This is a genomic window from Bdellovibrio sp. KM01 (genome assembly GCF_013752535.1).
Taxonomy (GTDB): Bacteria; Bdellovibrionota; Bdellovibrionia; order Bdellovibrionales; family Bdellovibrionaceae; genus Bdellovibrio.
In genome coordinates this window covers 2,985,319-3,002,131 of record NZ_CP058348.1, presented here as the reverse complement: position 1 = coordinate 3,002,131, position 16,813 = coordinate 2,985,319, and the positions used below count along the sequence as shown (strand labels likewise).

The 16,813-nt window shown below is 45.5% G+C and carries 15 protein-coding genes; 10 read left to right on the top strand and 5 right to left on the bottom strand.

Annotation, left to right across the window (positions count from 1 at the left end; genetic code table 11):
• Window positions 1-2: 2 nt before the first annotated feature.
• Complete coding sequence (locus HW988_RS14535; protein ID WP_181604936.1) at window positions 3-875, bottom strand: hypothetical protein; 873 nt, start codon at window positions 873-875, stop codon at window positions 3-5.
• 296 nt (window positions 876-1,171) lie between these two features.
• Between HW988_RS14535 and HW988_RS14530 the strand changes: the two genes are divergently transcribed.
• Entirely contained in the window at window positions 1,172-2,560 is a 1,389-nt protein-coding gene (locus HW988_RS14530; protein WP_181604935.1) for a TldD/PmbA family protein, read from the top strand.
• On the top strand, window positions 2,560-3,903 hold the full coding sequence (locus HW988_RS14525; protein ID WP_181604934.1) for a TldD/PmbA family protein: 1,344 nt from the start codon (window positions 2,560-2,562) through the stop codon (window positions 3,901-3,903). The genes HW988_RS14530 and HW988_RS14525 overlap by 1 nt, the downstream gene beginning before the upstream one ends.
• A gap of 13 nt (window positions 3,904-3,916) precedes the next feature.
• Here HW988_RS14525 and HW988_RS14520 read toward each other — a convergent pair whose 3' ends face one another.
• Both HW988_RS14520 and HW988_RS14515 read right to left on the bottom strand, forming a co-directional pair.
• Entirely contained in the window at window positions 3,917-4,276 is a 360-nt protein-coding gene (locus HW988_RS14520) for a hypothetical protein (protein ID WP_181604933.1), read from the bottom strand.
• A 147-nt stretch (window positions 4,277-4,423) separates the two neighbouring features.
• Window positions 4,424-5,200 carry an HAD family hydrolase gene (locus HW988_RS14515; protein WP_181604932.1) on the bottom strand — a complete coding sequence of 259 codons (777 nt, stop codon included), beginning with the start codon at window positions 5,198-5,200 and terminating at the stop codon, window positions 4,424-4,426.
• Between the two features lie 123 nt (window positions 5,201-5,323).
• On the opposite strand from HW988_RS14515, the gene topA reads away from it, so the two are divergent.
• From topA to HW988_RS14480, 7 genes are all read left to right on the top strand, one after another.
• Window positions 5,324-8,068, top strand: a complete 2,745-nt coding sequence (gene topA / locus HW988_RS14510; protein WP_181604931.1) for a type I DNA topoisomerase — start codon at window positions 5,324-5,326, stop codon at window positions 8,066-8,068.
• Window positions 8,069-8,197: 129 nt separating this feature from the next.
• Window positions 8,198-8,593, top strand: coding sequence for a BlaI/MecI/CopY family transcriptional regulator (locus tag HW988_RS14505; RefSeq protein WP_181604930.1), 396 nt, complete (start codon window positions 8,198-8,200; stop codon window positions 8,591-8,593).
• On the top strand, window positions 8,590-9,582 hold the full coding sequence (locus tag HW988_RS14500) for a M56 family metallopeptidase (protein WP_181604929.1): 993 nt from the start codon (window positions 8,590-8,592) through the stop codon (window positions 9,580-9,582). Before HW988_RS14505 ends, HW988_RS14500 begins: the two co-directional genes overlap by 4 nt.
• Before the next feature lie 20 nt (window positions 9,583-9,602).
• A complete protein-coding gene (locus HW988_RS14495) occupies window positions 9,603-10,370 on the top strand; it encodes a thioredoxin domain-containing protein (protein WP_181604928.1) in 768 nt (255 codons plus the stop codon).
• 32 nt (window positions 10,371-10,402) lie between these two features.
• A complete protein-coding gene (locus HW988_RS14490; RefSeq protein WP_181604927.1) occupies window positions 10,403-10,774 on the top strand; it encodes a hypothetical protein in 372 nt (123 codons plus the stop codon).
• A gap of 152 nt (window positions 10,775-10,926) precedes the next feature.
• Window positions 10,927-11,829, top strand: coding sequence for a hypothetical protein (locus HW988_RS14485; protein WP_181604926.1), 903 nt, complete (start codon window positions 10,927-10,929; stop codon window positions 11,827-11,829).
• A gap of 116 nt (window positions 11,830-11,945) precedes the next feature.
• Window positions 11,946-13,964, top strand: coding sequence for a S41 family peptidase (locus HW988_RS14480; RefSeq protein ID WP_181604925.1), 2,019 nt, complete (start codon window positions 11,946-11,948; stop codon window positions 13,962-13,964).
• A gap of 59 nt (window positions 13,965-14,023) precedes the next feature.
• On the opposite strand, the gene HW988_RS14475 is transcribed toward HW988_RS14480, so the two are convergent.
• Together HW988_RS14475 and HW988_RS14470 are read right to left on the bottom strand one after the other, a co-directional pair.
• Window positions 14,024-15,211 carry a hypothetical protein gene (locus HW988_RS14475; protein ID WP_181604924.1) on the bottom strand — a complete coding sequence of 396 codons (1,188 nt, stop codon included), beginning with the start codon at window positions 15,209-15,211 and terminating at the stop codon, window positions 14,024-14,026.
• A 138-nt stretch (window positions 15,212-15,349) separates the two neighbouring features.
• The gene (locus HW988_RS14470; protein WP_181604923.1) at window positions 15,350-15,709 is read right to left on the bottom strand and encodes a hypothetical protein; all 360 of its coding nucleotides are present in this window, start codon (window positions 15,707-15,709) and stop codon (window positions 15,350-15,352) included.
• Window positions 15,710-15,916: 207 nt separating this feature from the next.
• Between HW988_RS14470 and HW988_RS14465 the strand changes: the two genes are divergently transcribed.
• Window positions 15,917-16,759 carry a TIGR02147 family protein gene (locus tag HW988_RS14465; RefSeq protein WP_181604922.1) on the top strand — a complete coding sequence of 281 codons (843 nt, stop codon included), beginning with the start codon at window positions 15,917-15,919 and terminating at the stop codon, window positions 16,757-16,759.
• Window positions 16,760-16,813: the final 54 nt, after the last annotated feature.

The window sequence follows — 16,813 nt, the reverse complement described above, 5'->3', positions numbered from 1 at the left end:
AATTAAATGCTATAGCTCAAACCCGCTTTAACGATCGAACTCGTGTCGTTAAAGAATTCGATGTTTGAATCAATTCCGTTTGCTTTAAGGGCATTTCCTTCGTTTGAAGTCCCGATATAACCAGAAAACGCTGGAGTAAATTGCCAAGCCAGGTCAGCGCCGACGCTGAATTTTTGGCGGGTGTCTTCAAGGTAAGTCCAGCCTGTCGTGTAAACGAAAAGAGTTTGCAAAGACAGTTTGGAGAACAATGGAAGGTTGTAAGTCAGCACGCCTTGAAGGTTGTTGCGGATATTGAAACCACCATCTGCCGTCACATTGTATTCATGGAAATTGCGAGTTGCCTGCAAAGCTGTTGTTGCAGAGCTGCTCCAAAATAGGTTGTTGAAAGCTAGCTTAGTTCCGATACGAACAGCACCCTGATAAGATGTTTCATCTTGCAATTGACGGTTTGTTGGAAGAACACCAGCAAGTGTATTAATCCATGCCGTATCTGTAGTTAGCGGAGTTTTAAAGCTTAACGAAGCGATTGTATTATCAAAATATGTGTTTTGAGCACCAGAGTTCTCTTTAACCAGAGTTCCAGTAAGGCGCATAGAAGTGATCTTATTGAAACGGTATCCAGCGGAAACTTCCAAGGAAGTTGCAGAATCGCGTTCGTAAGCGTCTTCTTTCATTAGATTACTATATGTTTCTAAGCCTAAGTCTACGGACCAGGATTTTTCTTCTGGAGTCGTCACGGGGCGCTTCACCTTGATTGTGTTAGAAGTCGCAGGAGACTGAGCGGCAAACGTTGGAGCAGCAAAAGAAAGCGCTGCCAGGATTGTTAACCCTGGGATCGCGTTTCTCATATATTTAAAGACTTTAAAGTTGCTCACAATAGTCTCCACCACGGGTTTCAGAAGTTAGAACCCATCTCTAAGTTCTATATGAGCAAGGGGTGGGCCATTAAAAATGAGTCAAGGTGCCGTTTAATTGGATTACAGGGGTGGGCGTAGCTTTCGTGACATTCCACGCAACGAGCTGTTGATAATCTGGTCAGGTCACTTCCAGTGTCTCAAAAAGAGACAAGCACCGTGATGCAGTACCTTCGGACCTATTGCAGAGTGCCGCAGGTTTTTCAGTTGGGACTGTTTTCTCTCTGGGATATGCTTTTTTCTCATAGGGGGATTTCATGATCGTTCAACCTCAGATTCTGACCAAAGCTCTGGATGCCGCACTTTCCACAGGAGCGGATTTCGCGGATATCTTTGTCGAAGACACTTACTCTTCCAACCTTTCTATTTTGAGTTCCAAAGCAGACCAAGCCATTGTGGGCCAGCTTTACGGTGCTGGGATTCGTTTGTTCTTTGGTCATGAAATTGTGTATGTGACCACGAATGATCTGACTGAGCAGGGCTTGGTTAAAGCGGCACTGAATGCAGCGAAAAGCCGTGGCACTGGCGAAGGTAAGAAATCAATGCCGTTGATGCAGGTGCCATTTGATACGGTTCATACCTATGGTGAAAAGCCTTGGGAGATGAACCGCGAACGTAAATTCAAATGGTTGAATTCCGTTGATCAGCACGCGCGCAATCGTAATTCCGCTGTCACTCAGGTGGAAGCCGCTTTGAATGAAAAGTTTCAAAAAGTCCAAATCGCAAATTCTCGCGGTTTGATGGCTTATGATGAACGCGCCTATAGCCGTTTGAATATGGAAGTTTTCGTTGAGCACATGGGTGTCAAGGAAAGTTCCAGTGAACGTTATGGGCACATGGGAACTTCTGAATTGTATGATGGTTTAAATATGCAAAACTTTGCCCATGAAAACGTAGATCGCGCCATGGGACTTACGACAGCTAAATTTGCACCAGCGGGCGAGATGCCGGTTTTGATTGATAACTCATTCGGGGGAGTCCTCTTCCACGAAGCTTGTGGGCACGGTCTTGAAACCACGGCTGTTGCTAAAGAATCCTCTGTGTTTTGCGGTAAGATGGGCCAGAAGATTGCCAATGAGTGTGTCACCGCTATCGATGATGGAACGATCAAAAATGGTTGGGGTTCACTGAATATCGATGACGAAGGCAACAAAACGAAACGCACAACTTTGATTGAAAACGGTGTTTTGAAATCTTACATCGTCGATGAGATGGGTTCACGCCAAACAGGTTATGACGTGACAGGCAGTGGTCGTCGCCAGTCTTACAAGTACGCGCCGGCTTCTCGTATGAGAAACACATTTATTGATGCGGGTAAGGATTCTTTTGAAGAAATGATCCGCGACGTGGATTATGGTCTTTACGCGAAAAACATGGGCGGAGGCTCGGTCAATCCAGGAACGGGCGATTACAATTTCCAAGTTCGTGAAGCCTATATCATCAGAAAAGGTCGCATCGAAGAAATGGTAAAAGGGGCCTGCCTGATCGGGCGTGGTATCGATACTTTGGGTAAAATCACAAAAGTTTCTAATGAATTGAAATTGGCGACGGGTATGTGCGGCTCTGTGAGTGGCTCGATCCCGGCAGCTGTGGGTCAACCGCAGATCTTGGTTTCAAGTCTTATGGTTGGTGGGAGAGCAGGCTAATGGACACTATTAAACAAAGCTTCCAAACAATTGCGGCGCAAGCAAAACAAGACGGCGTCAAAGTTGAAATGCTGATTTCCGGTGGCGAAAGTCTTGATTTGGGTTTTCAAAAAAAGAAATTGAACACTTTTGAATCCACACAAACTCAGACGGCGGGTCTTCGTGTTTTGCTGGGTGCCAGCCAAGGGTATGCCTACACGGAAAATCTATCGGCAGACGCCCTGATGCGCACTTATAAAGAAGCGTTGAACAATGCCAAGACCGTGCAAAGCGATGATCAGTTTGAAATTCCTATGATGAAGCCTGCGGCTTATCACGCCCTGAATCTTTTCAATCCCGAAGAAATTGAGATGGAAAAGAAAATGGAAGTGGCGAAAGCTCTGGAAGAAAAGTGTCTGACTTTGGATTCTCGTGTGCAGGCCGTTCCCTATTCAGGATTTTCTCAAGGTTTAAGCTTTATGCGTATTCTGAATAGCGAAGGCGTGGATCAAGAATTCAAACAGAACTATTACGTTGGCAGAACCGCACCCTTGGCGAAAGAGGGCGAGACGTCTAAAATGGGTGGTGATGGATTCTTTGTTCGTTCATTTGATAAAATCAACACGGATGAAGTGGCACGCACGAGTGTGAACAATGCGGTTAAGTATTTAGGTGCTACCAAGCTTAAAACAGGAAATTATCCGGTCGTCTTGGATCGCAAGGTTTTCCCAACCGTGCTGGCGATGTTGCTGTCATATCTCTCGGCGAAAGAAGTTCATGAGAACAAATCCTTATTGAAAGGCCGTATTGGTCAAAAAGTGGCTGGCGAAAAATTCAATCTGGTGGATGATCCGTTTGAAATGAATGGAACTGCGGTAAGACCTTTTGACTCCGAAGGGGCTCCTTCGCAGAAAACAGTTCTTTTTGAAAACGGTGTATTAAAAAACTATCTGACCAATCTGGAATACTCAAAACGCATGAATTTGCCTCACACGGCGAATGCATCTCGTGGACCGAGTTCACCCATGGATATTGGGCCTACGAATCTGGTGGTTGCGAAAGGCACTAAGACTCAAGAGCAGTTGCTTTCATTGAATCCGGGTCAGACTGTTCACATCACGAAATTCACCGGTGGCTTGCACGCGGGCTTTAAGGATTCAACTGGGGATCTGTCGATGCCAGCGGAAGGGTTCTTGTATGAGAACGGCAAGTGCATGGGGCCCATCGATCAATTCGTGGTTTCTGGAAATGTGCTTGATGTTCTGCGTGATATCGTAGAGCTGGGCGATGCTTATGATCGCCCAGGTCGCAGTTTGATCGCTCCAGATGTATTGATTAAATCCATGAGCTTTGCTGGCGGCTAGCGCCAGCAACCGTTTACGAGGCAAAGCGATTCTTGATGCGGGAGAAGAGGCCTTTCTTGACCCAGATCTCGGGATTGCTTTGCAGGCGATCGTAATTGTCATCAATGTATCGCAGCTGATTGTACAGTAGATCCACAGCCTCCTTGGCGGTGTTGTAGCTGTCCGCTGAAATGAAGTTGCGATACTTCGGACTTTCCACCCACAACTCACCCTTAGAGTTCAGTGTGATATGGACATCGGCGAAACCGTACACACGGTTGGGTCCCTGCTTCGAAACTTCCCCTTCGAATTTGAGATGATTAAAAAGCCAGTTTTGTTTGGCTTGTTCTTCCAATTTGTTAGCGATGTACTGACGTGCCTGTGCGCTGACCATGGAAAACTCCTTTCTCCAATAGAAGTCCTATCGGTTCAAGAATTCCGGAGCTTTAGACCAAAGGCTAGGACTCGATGGATGTTCAGATTTCAATCACCGTCCGGCCCGCCGAAGCTTTGGCGAAGGAGGGTTAGTTAGGCGCAATAATCATTTGTATTTCAGAATGGCACTGGCAATTTCTGTGAAACCCAAACCACCACGTTTCTGAGCCACATATGTGGGATGAAATTTGATTTGATCAACAAAGTTTTGAATGTTTGCCACGGCAAAACTATTTGGAAAATATTGAAACATGGGTTCGTCATTAGGGGAGTCGCCGCTAAAGCCGCAGAATTTTTTGGAATCTTCGGCCGAGACACCGAACTCTTGCTGCAGAAATTTAAGAGACATGGAAAGCTTGTCGTAAGAACCAAACCACCCGTTGACGTGGATGGAACTGACTTTGGCTTGTGCGCCGTGGGCCTTAAAAATATCCACGATTTTTTGCACTTCGCTTTTTGGCAGTGCCGGAACGTCTTCACAAAAATCAATGGCCAGATCCATCATGCGACAGAATTGATCGCTGGCCAAATCGCTGCCTGGTACTTTTTGAAGGATTTCTTTTTCAAGCAAATTCAGTTTTGCGCGGTTGCTTTTCTGTGTTTCCTCGTCAAAGAAAAAATGGCGGTGCATTTTTTTGCCATGATAACGGAAATAAAAACCGCCGTTTTCACCGATGATGCCACTGACAGGCCACACGCGGGCGATCATTTCACACCAGCCGGCAGGGCGACCTGTGACAGGGATGACTTTTATTCCAGCATCGTGCAATGCCCACATCGCTTCATAGGCTTCTGCTCCTAAAAGACCCTCATCTGTCAGAGTGTCGTCGATATCCGTGAGCAAATATTTGAGGGATGAGGTGAATGCTGAAATTGGTTTCATCCTCACAAGGTATCTGCTTTTGGTACTGGTTGTCAAAATTCAGACTTGCCTAATGAGGGTTCAGCATTCATGTTTTGTCTATATATTATATCCCGGTTACAAGCCGGATGAAGGGCTGGGTACATGGCCAAAAAAACTGACGCGGCATCCGACGGAATCAAACTCGTCATCGTGGAGTCACCGACAAAGGCAAAAACTATTCGTAAGTTTCTGGGAAGAGACTACGTTGTTGAGTCATGCATGGGACACATCCGCGATTTGCCTCAATCCGCAAAAGACATTCCTGAAAAAGTAAAAAAAGAAAAGTGGGCGCAGCTTGGGGTCAACGTTGATAAAAACTTTGAACCTCTTTATTGCATCCCTAAGGACAAAACGAAAGTCGTTAAAAACCTTAAAGACAAACTCGACGAAGCCTCAGAGCTCTATCTCGCGACCGATGAAGACCGCGAGGGGGAGTCTATCAGCTGGCATTTGCTTGAAGTTCTAAAACCAAAAGTTCCGACAAAACGAATGGTGTTCCACGAGATCACTAAAGATGCGATTCAAAAAGCGTTGAAAGACACGCGTGAGATTGACTTCAACCTGGTCCGTGCCCAAGAGGCGCGCCGTGTGCTCGACCGACTGGTGGGTTACACGATCTCTCCACTTCTTTGGAAGAAAGTGGCTTACGGTTTGTCAGCGGGTCGCGTGCAGTCTGTGGCGGTGCGTTTGATCGTTGAACGTGAGCAAGAACGCATCCGCTTTAAAAAGTCTGCTTACTGGGGTGTGTTGGCGGAGCTGTCGAAAGATGGCGTGAACTTCGAATCTCGTTTGCAGCAATTCAAACAGCAACGTGTGGCGACGGGTAAAGACTTTGATGGTCTGACGGGTCAGCTGACGGCTGGTAAAGATGTTTTGGTTCTGGGCGAGAAAGAAGCTTCAAAACTTTCAGCTGATTTGAAATCAGGTCCATGGACAGTTTCTGATGTTGAGGAAAAACCAACGTTTAGAAAACCGGCAGCGCCGTTCATCACTTCAAGTTTGCAACAGGAATCGAATCGTAAGTTGGGCTTGTCTGCTCGTGAAACGATGCAGGTTGCGCAAAAGCTGTACGAGCAAGGTTTCATCACCTATATGCGTACGGACTCGACGTTCTTGTCTAATGAGGCGATCAGTGCGTCCCGCGATTGTATCACTTCAAAATATGGCAAAGAGTACTTAACGCCTCAGCCGCGCACTTACGCTGCTAAAAAAGTAAAAGGTGCCCAAGAGGCCCATGAAGCGATTCGTCCCGCGGGCACACAGTTCCAAGATCCAGACGAAACGGGTCTGACAGGTCATCAGTTCAAACTTTACGATTTGATTTGGAAACGTACGATTGCATCGCAAATGGTTGATGCTCGTCAAAAACAAGTCAGCGCAAAAATCACTGTAGGTGATGCGATCTTTGGTGCTTCTGGTATGACGATCGAATTCCCAGGTTTCTTGCGTGCGTATGTTGAAGGCTCTGACGATCCAGAAGCAGATTTGGCAGAACGCGAAGTGCGTTTGCCGGCACTTAAAGTCAAAGACTCTGTGAAGTGCACTAAACTTGACCCAACTTCTCATGAAACAAAACCTCCAGCTCGTTATACCGAGGCAAGCCTTGTACAAACGATGGAGAAAGAAGGCATCGGTCGTCCGTCAACGTATGCATCTGTTATCGGTACTATCATCGATCGCGGATATGTTCGTAAGGGTGGCACGGCATTGATTCCGACATTCACGGCGATGATCGTATCGAAACTGTTGAGCAGCTATCTGACTCAGTATGTGGACTTGGGCTTTACTTCTGAAATGGAACAAAGCCTGGATAATATTGCAGACGGTGAATTGGATTGGGAAAGCTATCTTGCCTCCGTTTACAAAGGCCCTAAAGGTTTGCGTGCCATGGTTGATAGCCAAGAAGAAAAAATCAATCCCGATGAAGCACGTACAATGTCCTTGGAAGGCATGGATAAATATAAATTCCACGTCGGCCGTTATGGTGCGTACCTGACAACCCAACGTGATGGCGAAGACGTCAGCGCATCGGTTCCAGATAATGAATCACCAGCGGATATCACGCCTGAAATCGCAGAAAAATTGATCGATCAAAAAATCAATGGTGCCGATGCTTTGGGTAAAGATCCTAAAACAGGCGAGCCGATTTATGTTTTGAGCGGTCGTTATGGTCCGTATGTTCAATTGGGTGATGTATCACCTGAAAACGACAAACCAAAACGTGCGTCACTTCCACCGAATATGCAGCCGGAGCAGGTTGATTTGCAAACGGCCTTGGATCTGTTGTCCTTGCCGCGCAGCCTGGGTGATCACCCGGGCACAGGAAAAGACATCAAGGCAGGCTTGGGTCGTTTTGGTCCATTCATTGTTCATGATGGCGATTATCGTTCTATCCCTAAGGGTGAAAGCGTTTTGACTATTACCTTCGAACGCGCGATGGAAATGTTGGCTCAGCCTAAGAAAGGTCGCGGTAAAGCGGCGGCACTTCGTGATTTAGGTGCTCATCCAGAGACGGGTGATGCGATTCAAGTTTTCAATGGTCCTTATGGTCCTTACATTAAGAGTGGTAAGGTCAACGCTTCGTTGCCAGAGGGTACGACTGTTGAAACAGTCACATTGGAACAAGCAGTGGGCTTGATCAACGAGAAGGGTCCTGCGAAGGGCTCTAAAGGTAAAGGTAAGGCCAAGTCTGCTCCGAAAGCAGCGAAGGCTCCTAAGGCTGCGACGAAAGCCGCCAAGGAAGCGCCAGCCGCACCTAAGAAATCCTTGAAGAGTGCTGAGTCCGCGAAAGACAAGGCCCAAGCTCTGGGAGTTAAAAAGGTCGTCACTCGAAAAGCTAAAAAGTAATTGATTTAAAGCCGCTGCCAAAACAGCGGCTTTTTTTATGTCTTTTGTATCAAGATGAAACTGGACTTTTAAGCTAGTTGACTACAGCTGTAGTTTCGCTAGACTACGATTGTAGTCAGCGAGGTCTCCATGAAGAAACTGCCCAGCTTAGGTGAGCAAGAAATTGAAATTCTTCGTTACATTTCCACACACGGAGATCTTTCGGTACGTGAGGTGGCCGATCATTTTGAAAAGCAAAAGGGTCTGGCGCGAACGACCATCCTGACAGTGATGGAGCGTCTGCGTACGAAGGGCTTTCTGACTCGCACTAAAGTCGATGGGATTTTTAAATATTCAGAGAAAATCGAAGCGCAAACAGTCATGAAGGGGAAAGTGACAGAGTTCGTCGAGCGTACCCTGGGTGGATCTGTTTCTCCTTTGATTAACTACTTTGCCGGTCAGAAAAAACTTAGTGCCGAGGAAATCGATAAGCTGCGTGCGATCGTCGCAGATTTTGATAAATCCAACAAAGGCAGTAGATCATGAGCACGTTGGATTTTCTGTGGAAACTTTTGGTGGTTTTAAGCTTAAGTTCGATCTTCTTTTTCGGTTCCTTTTCCTTGGGCACTATTGCCTTTAAGGGATTGCGCGGAAAGTTTTTAAGACAGTGGTCGCGAATCACGATAGCGGCGTTTTTGCTGTCGATGGTTTCATTTGCGGTGATCTTAATGTCTTTCGATCAGGGGTTGGAGTTGGGCTGTTTTAGCCAGTTTGTAAAATCCCAGGGTTCGATGGGTGTCACCCGAATTTTAGGACTGCTGTGGGGCGCGGGTTTTGGCGTATGGTTTGGACATGATCTATATCGTCACCGTCAGTTTATAAGTGTTTTAAAAAATGAAATTTTAGAGGATCGTGGTGGTTTCATTCTAACGTCCAATCAGATGGCGCCGTTAAGTTATGGCCTTACCAGGGGCCGGGTTTCTGTTCCGGTGTATGTCGCCCAGAACCCAGAGCATTTAAAGCACGTCCTTGCCCATGAATTCACTCATGTGCAGGGCCGCGATGGATTTTGGAACTTGCTAGAGACCATCTGCCTGCGTTTGTGTTGGTTTAATCCTTTAATGCAGGTCTTTCATCGTCAGTACCAGTTGTATACGGAAATGGCGACGGATGAACTTGCGATTGAAAGATATCAATTAAATCCCAAGGCCTATGCGGAGTGTTTGTTGGTGTTGATGCGGGAACCGTCATTTGTCTTGCCCGGATTTGTTTCGGGTGCCTCTGCAGAGTTTTTGCAAATGCAGGCGCGCTTGAAAAATATTGGAGAAACTGTCAGCGTCCCTCCAGCGAAAAGAAAATGGGCGTTAAGCTTTTCGATGTTGCTTTTGTGGCTTTTGGGAGTGAATCAATCCTGGGCCTCTCTGCAGATTCAAAAGCCTTTGGATCCCTCGGAAATGGTGTGCATGCAAATCCAACACGAGTTGGTTATTGAAAAGTTATTACAAGTTCAACCTGAATCAAATAAGTGCGAATAAAAAAGTAGGGGAGTTGCGGTATGAAAAAAATGATACTTTTGGGGATGATGTCAGTATTGGGAGCCTGTGCTACGAGCGATAAGCAGATTGCTGACTATTTAAAGAAAAATCCCAAAGCGGTTTTTGATGTGATTGAAGACAACCCAGAGCAGTTCATTGAAGTTGTGAATAAAGCGGCTCGCAAAGCCCAACAAAATCAACAGCAAAAACAAATGTCTGAAATGAAAAAGCAACAGGAGCAACAGATTCTAAATCCGTTGAAGCCTGCGTTGTCAGATTCACGTCGCCTGGCCGGAACGGCCAAAGCGAAAATCACGATTGTCGAATACGCTGACTTTCAATGTCCTGCTTGTGCGATGTCTCATCCCGTTATCAAAGAAGTGATGAAAGAAAATGCAGGCAATGTTCAGTTGTACTATAAACACATGCCTTTAAGTTTCCATCCCATGGCAGAACCAGCAGCTTATTACTTTGAAGCGATCTTTAAACAAGACCGTGCGAAAGCTTTGAAGTTCTATGACCTGCTTTTTGAAAACCAAAAAAGTCTTAAGAACGTAGATTTTATCCGTCAGATGGCTAAAAAAGCCGGTGCTGATATGGCGAAAGTGGCGAAAGACATCACTTCCACAGAAGTTCAAATGATCGTCAAAAATGATATGTCTGAATTTGAGAAGATGGGTTTTACTGGAACGCCGGTTATTCTGGTAAATGGGGTTGCTTTGCACGGAGCTCAGCCCAAAGAAGAAATCGACAAGATCATTGCGCTAACGACAGTGGAACCTAAATAAAGCCCATGTTAAAGTCATCTGTAGAGGGAAATATGAAAATACTGGTTATGGTCCTTTTATTGACGGCAGCCGAATTTTCTTGGGCTCAAGTGCAGTCTCAGCAGCAGTGCGTGACGACGATCCGGGCCCGCTCCCTTTCGATTTCCTCGGCGGATGCTGAAAAGCTCTGCTCTGGGGATTATCCTGAAGTGGTGAACTGCGCAGTCACTGCCAAGCAGACCTCTTTGTCGTCGATGGACGATGCGTTGAAAAAGTGCCGTGGCGAGTGGGGAACGACCGGCAAAGATGTAACTCCTAAGGAGCCCGTTAAGCCAGCCGCCGCTACGACCAAAGAACCTGCAAGTGTCCAAGATCCTTCCCCAAAGGACTCTAAAAAAGCCGATGGGGCTTTTGAGGAGATGTAAGCTTGGCCTCCTAACCAAACTCTGACTGGACAGGGCCCTTTGCTCTGTCTAACAAGTAGTCACAGTCCTGGTAAAAAAGAAAATTGTGCAGGGCTCTTTCGTCGCTTCGATTTATTTGGTAAATTTTGAAGCCCGTAAGAGGAATGTGTTCCATGAGTGAAGATCAAAAACGAAAAGGCCAACTCGATTTAGGAATAAATCGTACTCCAGAGAAAGATAGAAACTTTCATCTGGGCGGCCGCAGTTTTTACTTCTTCGACTTTGATGACAACATCGCTTTCTTAACCACGCCATTGATTTTATTCCATAAGGAAACCCGCGCTGAACAGCATATCTCCAGTGGAGATTTTGCCCAGCACAATGCGACCATTGGCAGAAGCGGTGTGTATGGTGAATTTGAAATCGACTTCTGTGATGTGACAGGTACCTTCCGCAATTTCCGTGATCATAGTATTTCTGACGTGGAAAAACTTGCCGGTAAAAGCCAGGTCTTTGTTCAAGACGTTGCCGCGGCTTTGGGTTTCCCTGACTTTCAATGGAAGGGTCCTTCCTGGGAATGTTTTTATCACGCGACGTTCAATCAGCGGCCTCTATCTGTGATAACGGCTCGCGGCCATCACCCTGATACTCTAAAAGAGGGGATTAAGGTTTTCGTCAAAAACAAAGTTTTGCCTCTGGAGCCGAATTACTTAAGCTTGTATCCGGTCAGTCATAAACCGACTCGTACTTTGCTGGGTGACATTAACTTCACTGAGGGCACGGCTGAGCTAAAACAGCGTGCTATCAGAGCCAGTGTTGAAAAAGCCATCGAGATTTATGGGTATAACGCTCATCACCGATTTGGGATGTCTGATGATGATCCTAAGAACATCGAACTCATCGTCGAGGAGATGACTCGACTTAAGGCGAGGTTCCCGGAGATGTCGTTCTTTATGATCGAAACTCAGCATGGCAGTTTCATCAAACATGAAGTCAAAGTGGGCGGACTCCAAGGTCAAAAAGTGGAGGATCTCTCCCAACTGTCCTTTTTTGAAGAAGACCGACGTAAGTCTTAAACAATCTTACAGTCCTAAATTTTTGAACTCTCACACAAATTGAATGCTCTGGAAAAAAATCCTGCTAATCTTAAGTGATTAGGACGCTCTCGCCCGAGAGCCAAGGAAGGACCATCATGAGTTCAATCTCAAAGGGATTAAAGGGTTTAGTTGTTGCGGGGTCTCTCGCTATCACGTCAGTTGCCACTGCACAATTAAAAGACGGTTTGGAGTGTCGTTATATCTCCGTCATCGAGCAGGGGTTCCTGGCAAATCACGTGAAATATTCTGATCGCAATGCAGATCTTGCAACCCGCGTGACTGAACAATATTTGAAACGTTTGGATCCTTCCAAAATTTATCTGACTCAAGCCGATGTTGATAGCATCAAAAAAGACATGGCGAATGTTTTTGAAAAAACCAAAAACAGAGATTGTACATTTTTGGACAAAGCCCAAAAGTTGGTTCTTGAAAGAGTTCAAGACCGCGCGAACTTTGCCAAGAAATATTTGGGTAAAGATTTTAAATTCGACGAAAAGACAGAGTTCGCTTTCGATCCGGATAAAAAACCATGGCCTAAAAATTCTGATGAAGCCAATGAGTATTTGAAAAAATACATCCAATTCCAAATCGGCAACTATCTTGCAACGGATATGAAGTTGGAAGAAGCGAAAAAGAATGTCGAGAAAAACTACGAGCGCGCGGTGAAACGTACGCAAGAAACTTCTCAAGATGACCTGTTGTCAGGTTACTTGGATTCTTTCGCAAGAGGTTTGGACCCACACTCTAGCTTTTTCTCTAAAGACGTTCTTGAGGATTTCGAAATCCAAATGCGTCTTTCTTTGGAAGGTATCGGGGCGACTCTTTCTTCCCAAGACGGTTTCACTGTAGTTGAAGCCCTGGTTCCAGGTGGTGCTGCTGCAAAATCTGGCTTGATCGAACCGCAGGATAAAATTATCGCTGTTGGTCAGGAAAAAGGCCAAATGGAAAACGTCATCGATCAAGATTTGAAAGATGTTGTTAAGAAAATCCGCGGTGACAAAGGCACTAAAGTTCGTTTGACGATCTTGCGTAAAGCAGGTGAAGGCAAAAAACGTTTCGATGTTACTTTGACTCGTGAAAAAGTAAATCTTGAAGACGAAGCAGCTTCTTTGACTTTCATCGAAAAAGAAGTTGAAGGTAAAAAGAAAAAAATCGGTATCCTGAATTTCCCAAGCTTCTATGCGGATTCTCGTCGCGGTGGCAGATCTTCTGCAGCTGACATGAAGAAATTGATCAAAGAAGCAGTTGAAAAGAAAGCTGACGGCTTGGTGCTGGATCTTTCTAATAACGGTGGTGGTTCGCTTGAAGACGCCGTTAAAATTGCCGGTTTGTTCTTCCAAACAGGTAACGTGGTGAAACAATCTTCTAAAAATGAAGGCCGTGCCGAAGCCGCTCTTCGTGATACAGATGCGACAGTTGACTGGGCGGGACCATTGGTTGTTCTGACAAGCCGTATCTCTGCATCCGCTTCTGAGATCGTTTCTGGTACTTTGCAGGATTATAAACGTGCCGTGATCGTTGGTGGTGACCACACTTACGGTAAAGGTTCTGTTCAATCTGTATTGCCGATCCCGAACAACTTGGGCGCAATCAAAGTAACAGTCGGTATGTTCTTTGTTCCATCTGGTAAATCGACTCAGCACCGCGGTGTTGATGCCGATGTGGTTCTTCCAGGTCCTTTCTCGACTGATGATATCGGTGAGAAATACATGGATTACTCTTTGCCACCGAAAACAATTGAATCCTTCATCTCTCCAGATGCTTACGTTAAGGAAGGCCCTGGCACATGGAAAGAAGTTAAAACAGACTGGTTGAAAACTTTGTCTGAAAGATCTTCTGAGCGTGTGGCGAAATCTGACGATTTCAAAAAGATCGTGGATGAGTTGAACAAAGCTAAAGCCCGCGGAAAAGTGATCCGTGTGAGCGAAGTGCTAAAAGATAAAAACGAAAAAGAGAAAAAAGAGAAAGCCAAAAAAGTAGCAAGCAAAGCGAAAAAGAACGAAGAGTACTTGAAGCGCGCAGATATCCAAGAGGCGACGAATGTACTTCTAGATCTGATTCAGCTTGAAGACGGCAAAGCCTTACCGGCGACGCCGAAACAAGCAGCTAAATAAGTTTGTTGCTAGATTTGACATGTTAGTTGTTGTTGAAAGCCCGGGAAACCGGGCTTTTTTTATTTGCAGAATTTCGGCAAAAGCACCGTGTGCGCTTGGATAATGTCGTTGATGGACATTTGATTGAGTTCTCGTAAGTTCTTATTCCATCGCAGGCGATTGTCTTCAAGGCTTGCGAACAGTCGGAAATAACAGTCTTGCTCGATCGTTATTTGGTGAATCATATCTTCTTGTACTATTTTTTTTGCTTGTTTGTATTGTTCGCCGCACTTCTCGATCTCGCGATCAGTAACGCTCGAGTCACCGTTCTGAAGTCGTTTCAGCAACGAAGATATTTCATATCGAGCGGCGCCCATGCGCAGGGCATTTCGAATCCACGGAACGTTTTTGGGCTTTAAAGTTTTGGCTTTCGCGGATGCAACCAATGCGGGGTCCCCAGGTAGAGTGACCTTCATATAATATCGAGTGACGGCCTCGATCTCGGATGTGTTAAGGCCAACATCAAGGGCCTGTCCATTCAGATTTCTGAGGCATTCATGTATACCCAGAGCCTTTAAATTGCGCGCATCCATAAGATCCAGTAAGCGGGCGGAAAGAATAATGGTATTTCCAAAGAAATAGGCCGCGGGCTCCTGAATATGACGGGGAAGTCTTGGGGAGTAAAAATTATTTTCATTGGCTTTAGCGCCAAGTTTGATTCTTGGATCAAAGAAGAATGTCGTCGTGGTTAGGGACCAGCAGCGGTTATAAGCAAGTGAAGCGAATAGCGGAAATTCCGAGTAGCTTTCTTCCAAGGCCGCTAGCGAGTTGCTAAAGACCTCGCTGAAAAGTCCAATATGTCCCAAAGAACGCAAAGGGCCTTGATCACGATAAACGGAGTCATTGATGTATTCATTGTACTCTGCAGGAGACATTCTCTTGATGCGATCTAAAAATCTTTCGTTTGGATTGATCAGATCCACGAGCTTTACCATGCCATCGGACACAACAACCATGCCGCCGCCTCCGCCAGAGTCGCCGCCTTGAGCCAAAGCTGCCGATGGTTTTATGCCCTCTTTGCGAACCATATCTTCATAGTCTTTTTCCGTAGGTTCTGTACTGGGCACAATTGATTGTGAATTTTTACCGTTGCTGGAGTAGATGACCTTGGGAGGATTTTTAGCTGGAGTTACCAGGCTTGCAGCCCATGCATTAAAGGTGATAAGTGAAAGCACTAGAATCGCGGTCGGAGATTTTAAATTTTGCATAGGTACTCCTGAGAGATAATATGAGCAAATCTAATGCCGCCTGGGTTCAAAACTGGAGTCAGTGGCTGTCTCAACTTGAAACAGTGACAGATACCGGCAATCGAAATTCAAAATGTTGCCGGTATCAGTATTTTTCAGCTATTGGCAGTTGATGGATGTCACAAATTTTCCATCTTCAATAATCATCTGGGCTTTATTTTTACCGCTTGTCGAAATGACTGTGGCACCGACGTAGGCTTTTAGAACAACATATTTCACATCTTGAAATGGAGCGTATTCAAATCTGACTTTAGTTCCCTGAACTTCGAAAATATTAACCGGGATTTTTGGATTGTTTTTATTGTCAGCACTAGTGAACTCAACGAATTTATCCTGAATCACTTTACCGGTAGCTAGATCTTGCTCGTGCAACATGCAGCTGGCCACTGGGGCAGCATCTTGAGCGAAAGCAGCAGTGCCGATCAATAACAGAGTAGCCGTCAACAATACATTTTTCATATCAACCTCCTTAAGGTCTTATTTGTGTTGGACGGGTTTTAGCGTGAAATAATGCATTGCATCCAGGTGGAGTTTTTGAAAGATGTCGGTGAATGTTTAAGCTACTCGCCAGTTGATATGTAAGTTATTGATAATTAAGGGTAAAATTGGTCCCGGCTGATTAAGTCCAGACCTTCATTTTAAGCAGATTTCTGCCGAAAACAGGGTATGAGTGAAACATCCTTACCCAGTATCTATTCATTTAAAGACTACAAAAAATATCTGCAGAAGTGGATTGAAGCCCATCCCATGAAGGGGCGGGGCATTTTGTCAGCCATGGCGAAAGCGCTGCGCACGCAAACATCATTTTTATCACAGGTGATTTCCGGAGAGTTAAATTTTAGCAGTGAGCAGGCGTTGGACCTTGCCGCCTATTTGAAACTTTCAGAATCAGAAACAGATTATCTTTTATTGATGGTGGCTTATGCTCGCGCTGGCTCAGCGAATCTTCGCGCACGACTGAAGAAGCAAGTTGAGACCGCGAAAGAACTGGGAATGAAAGAGCGAGTAAAATCCGACATCACCCATGTCCTGTCGGAACAAGATCAACAGATCTATTACAGTGCCTGGTATTACTCTGTGATTCACATCGCGGCGACGTTGCCCTCGCTGAGAAATGCCAAGACGATCGCGCTTAGGCTGGGGCTTTCTATTTCTTTGGTGGAAAATGTTTTGGAGTTTTTATTGGCGAAAGATCTGGTTCGTAAGGACAAAGACGGCCAGATCACTTTCGGTAACAGCCGTCTGCATTTAGAATGGAATTCGCCGATGCAAGTTCGTAATCATTCTAATTATCGCATGCTGACTATGAACAGTGTTGATAATGGAATTAAGCTAGAAGATCTCCATTATTCCTCGGTGGTATCGTTGGCGAATGAGGACTATCAAAATATTCGCGATACCATCAGCCATATGATTCGTGATGCCCGTTTAAAAATTCGCGAATCCGAGCCCGCAGAAGAACTAGTTTGCTTTGCTGTGGATTTCTTTAGAATCGGAAAATTAGATTAGCTAAAGAAAGTGTCTTACTTTGAGACACTTTTCGGTATGGCCTTTGCTTTTGCA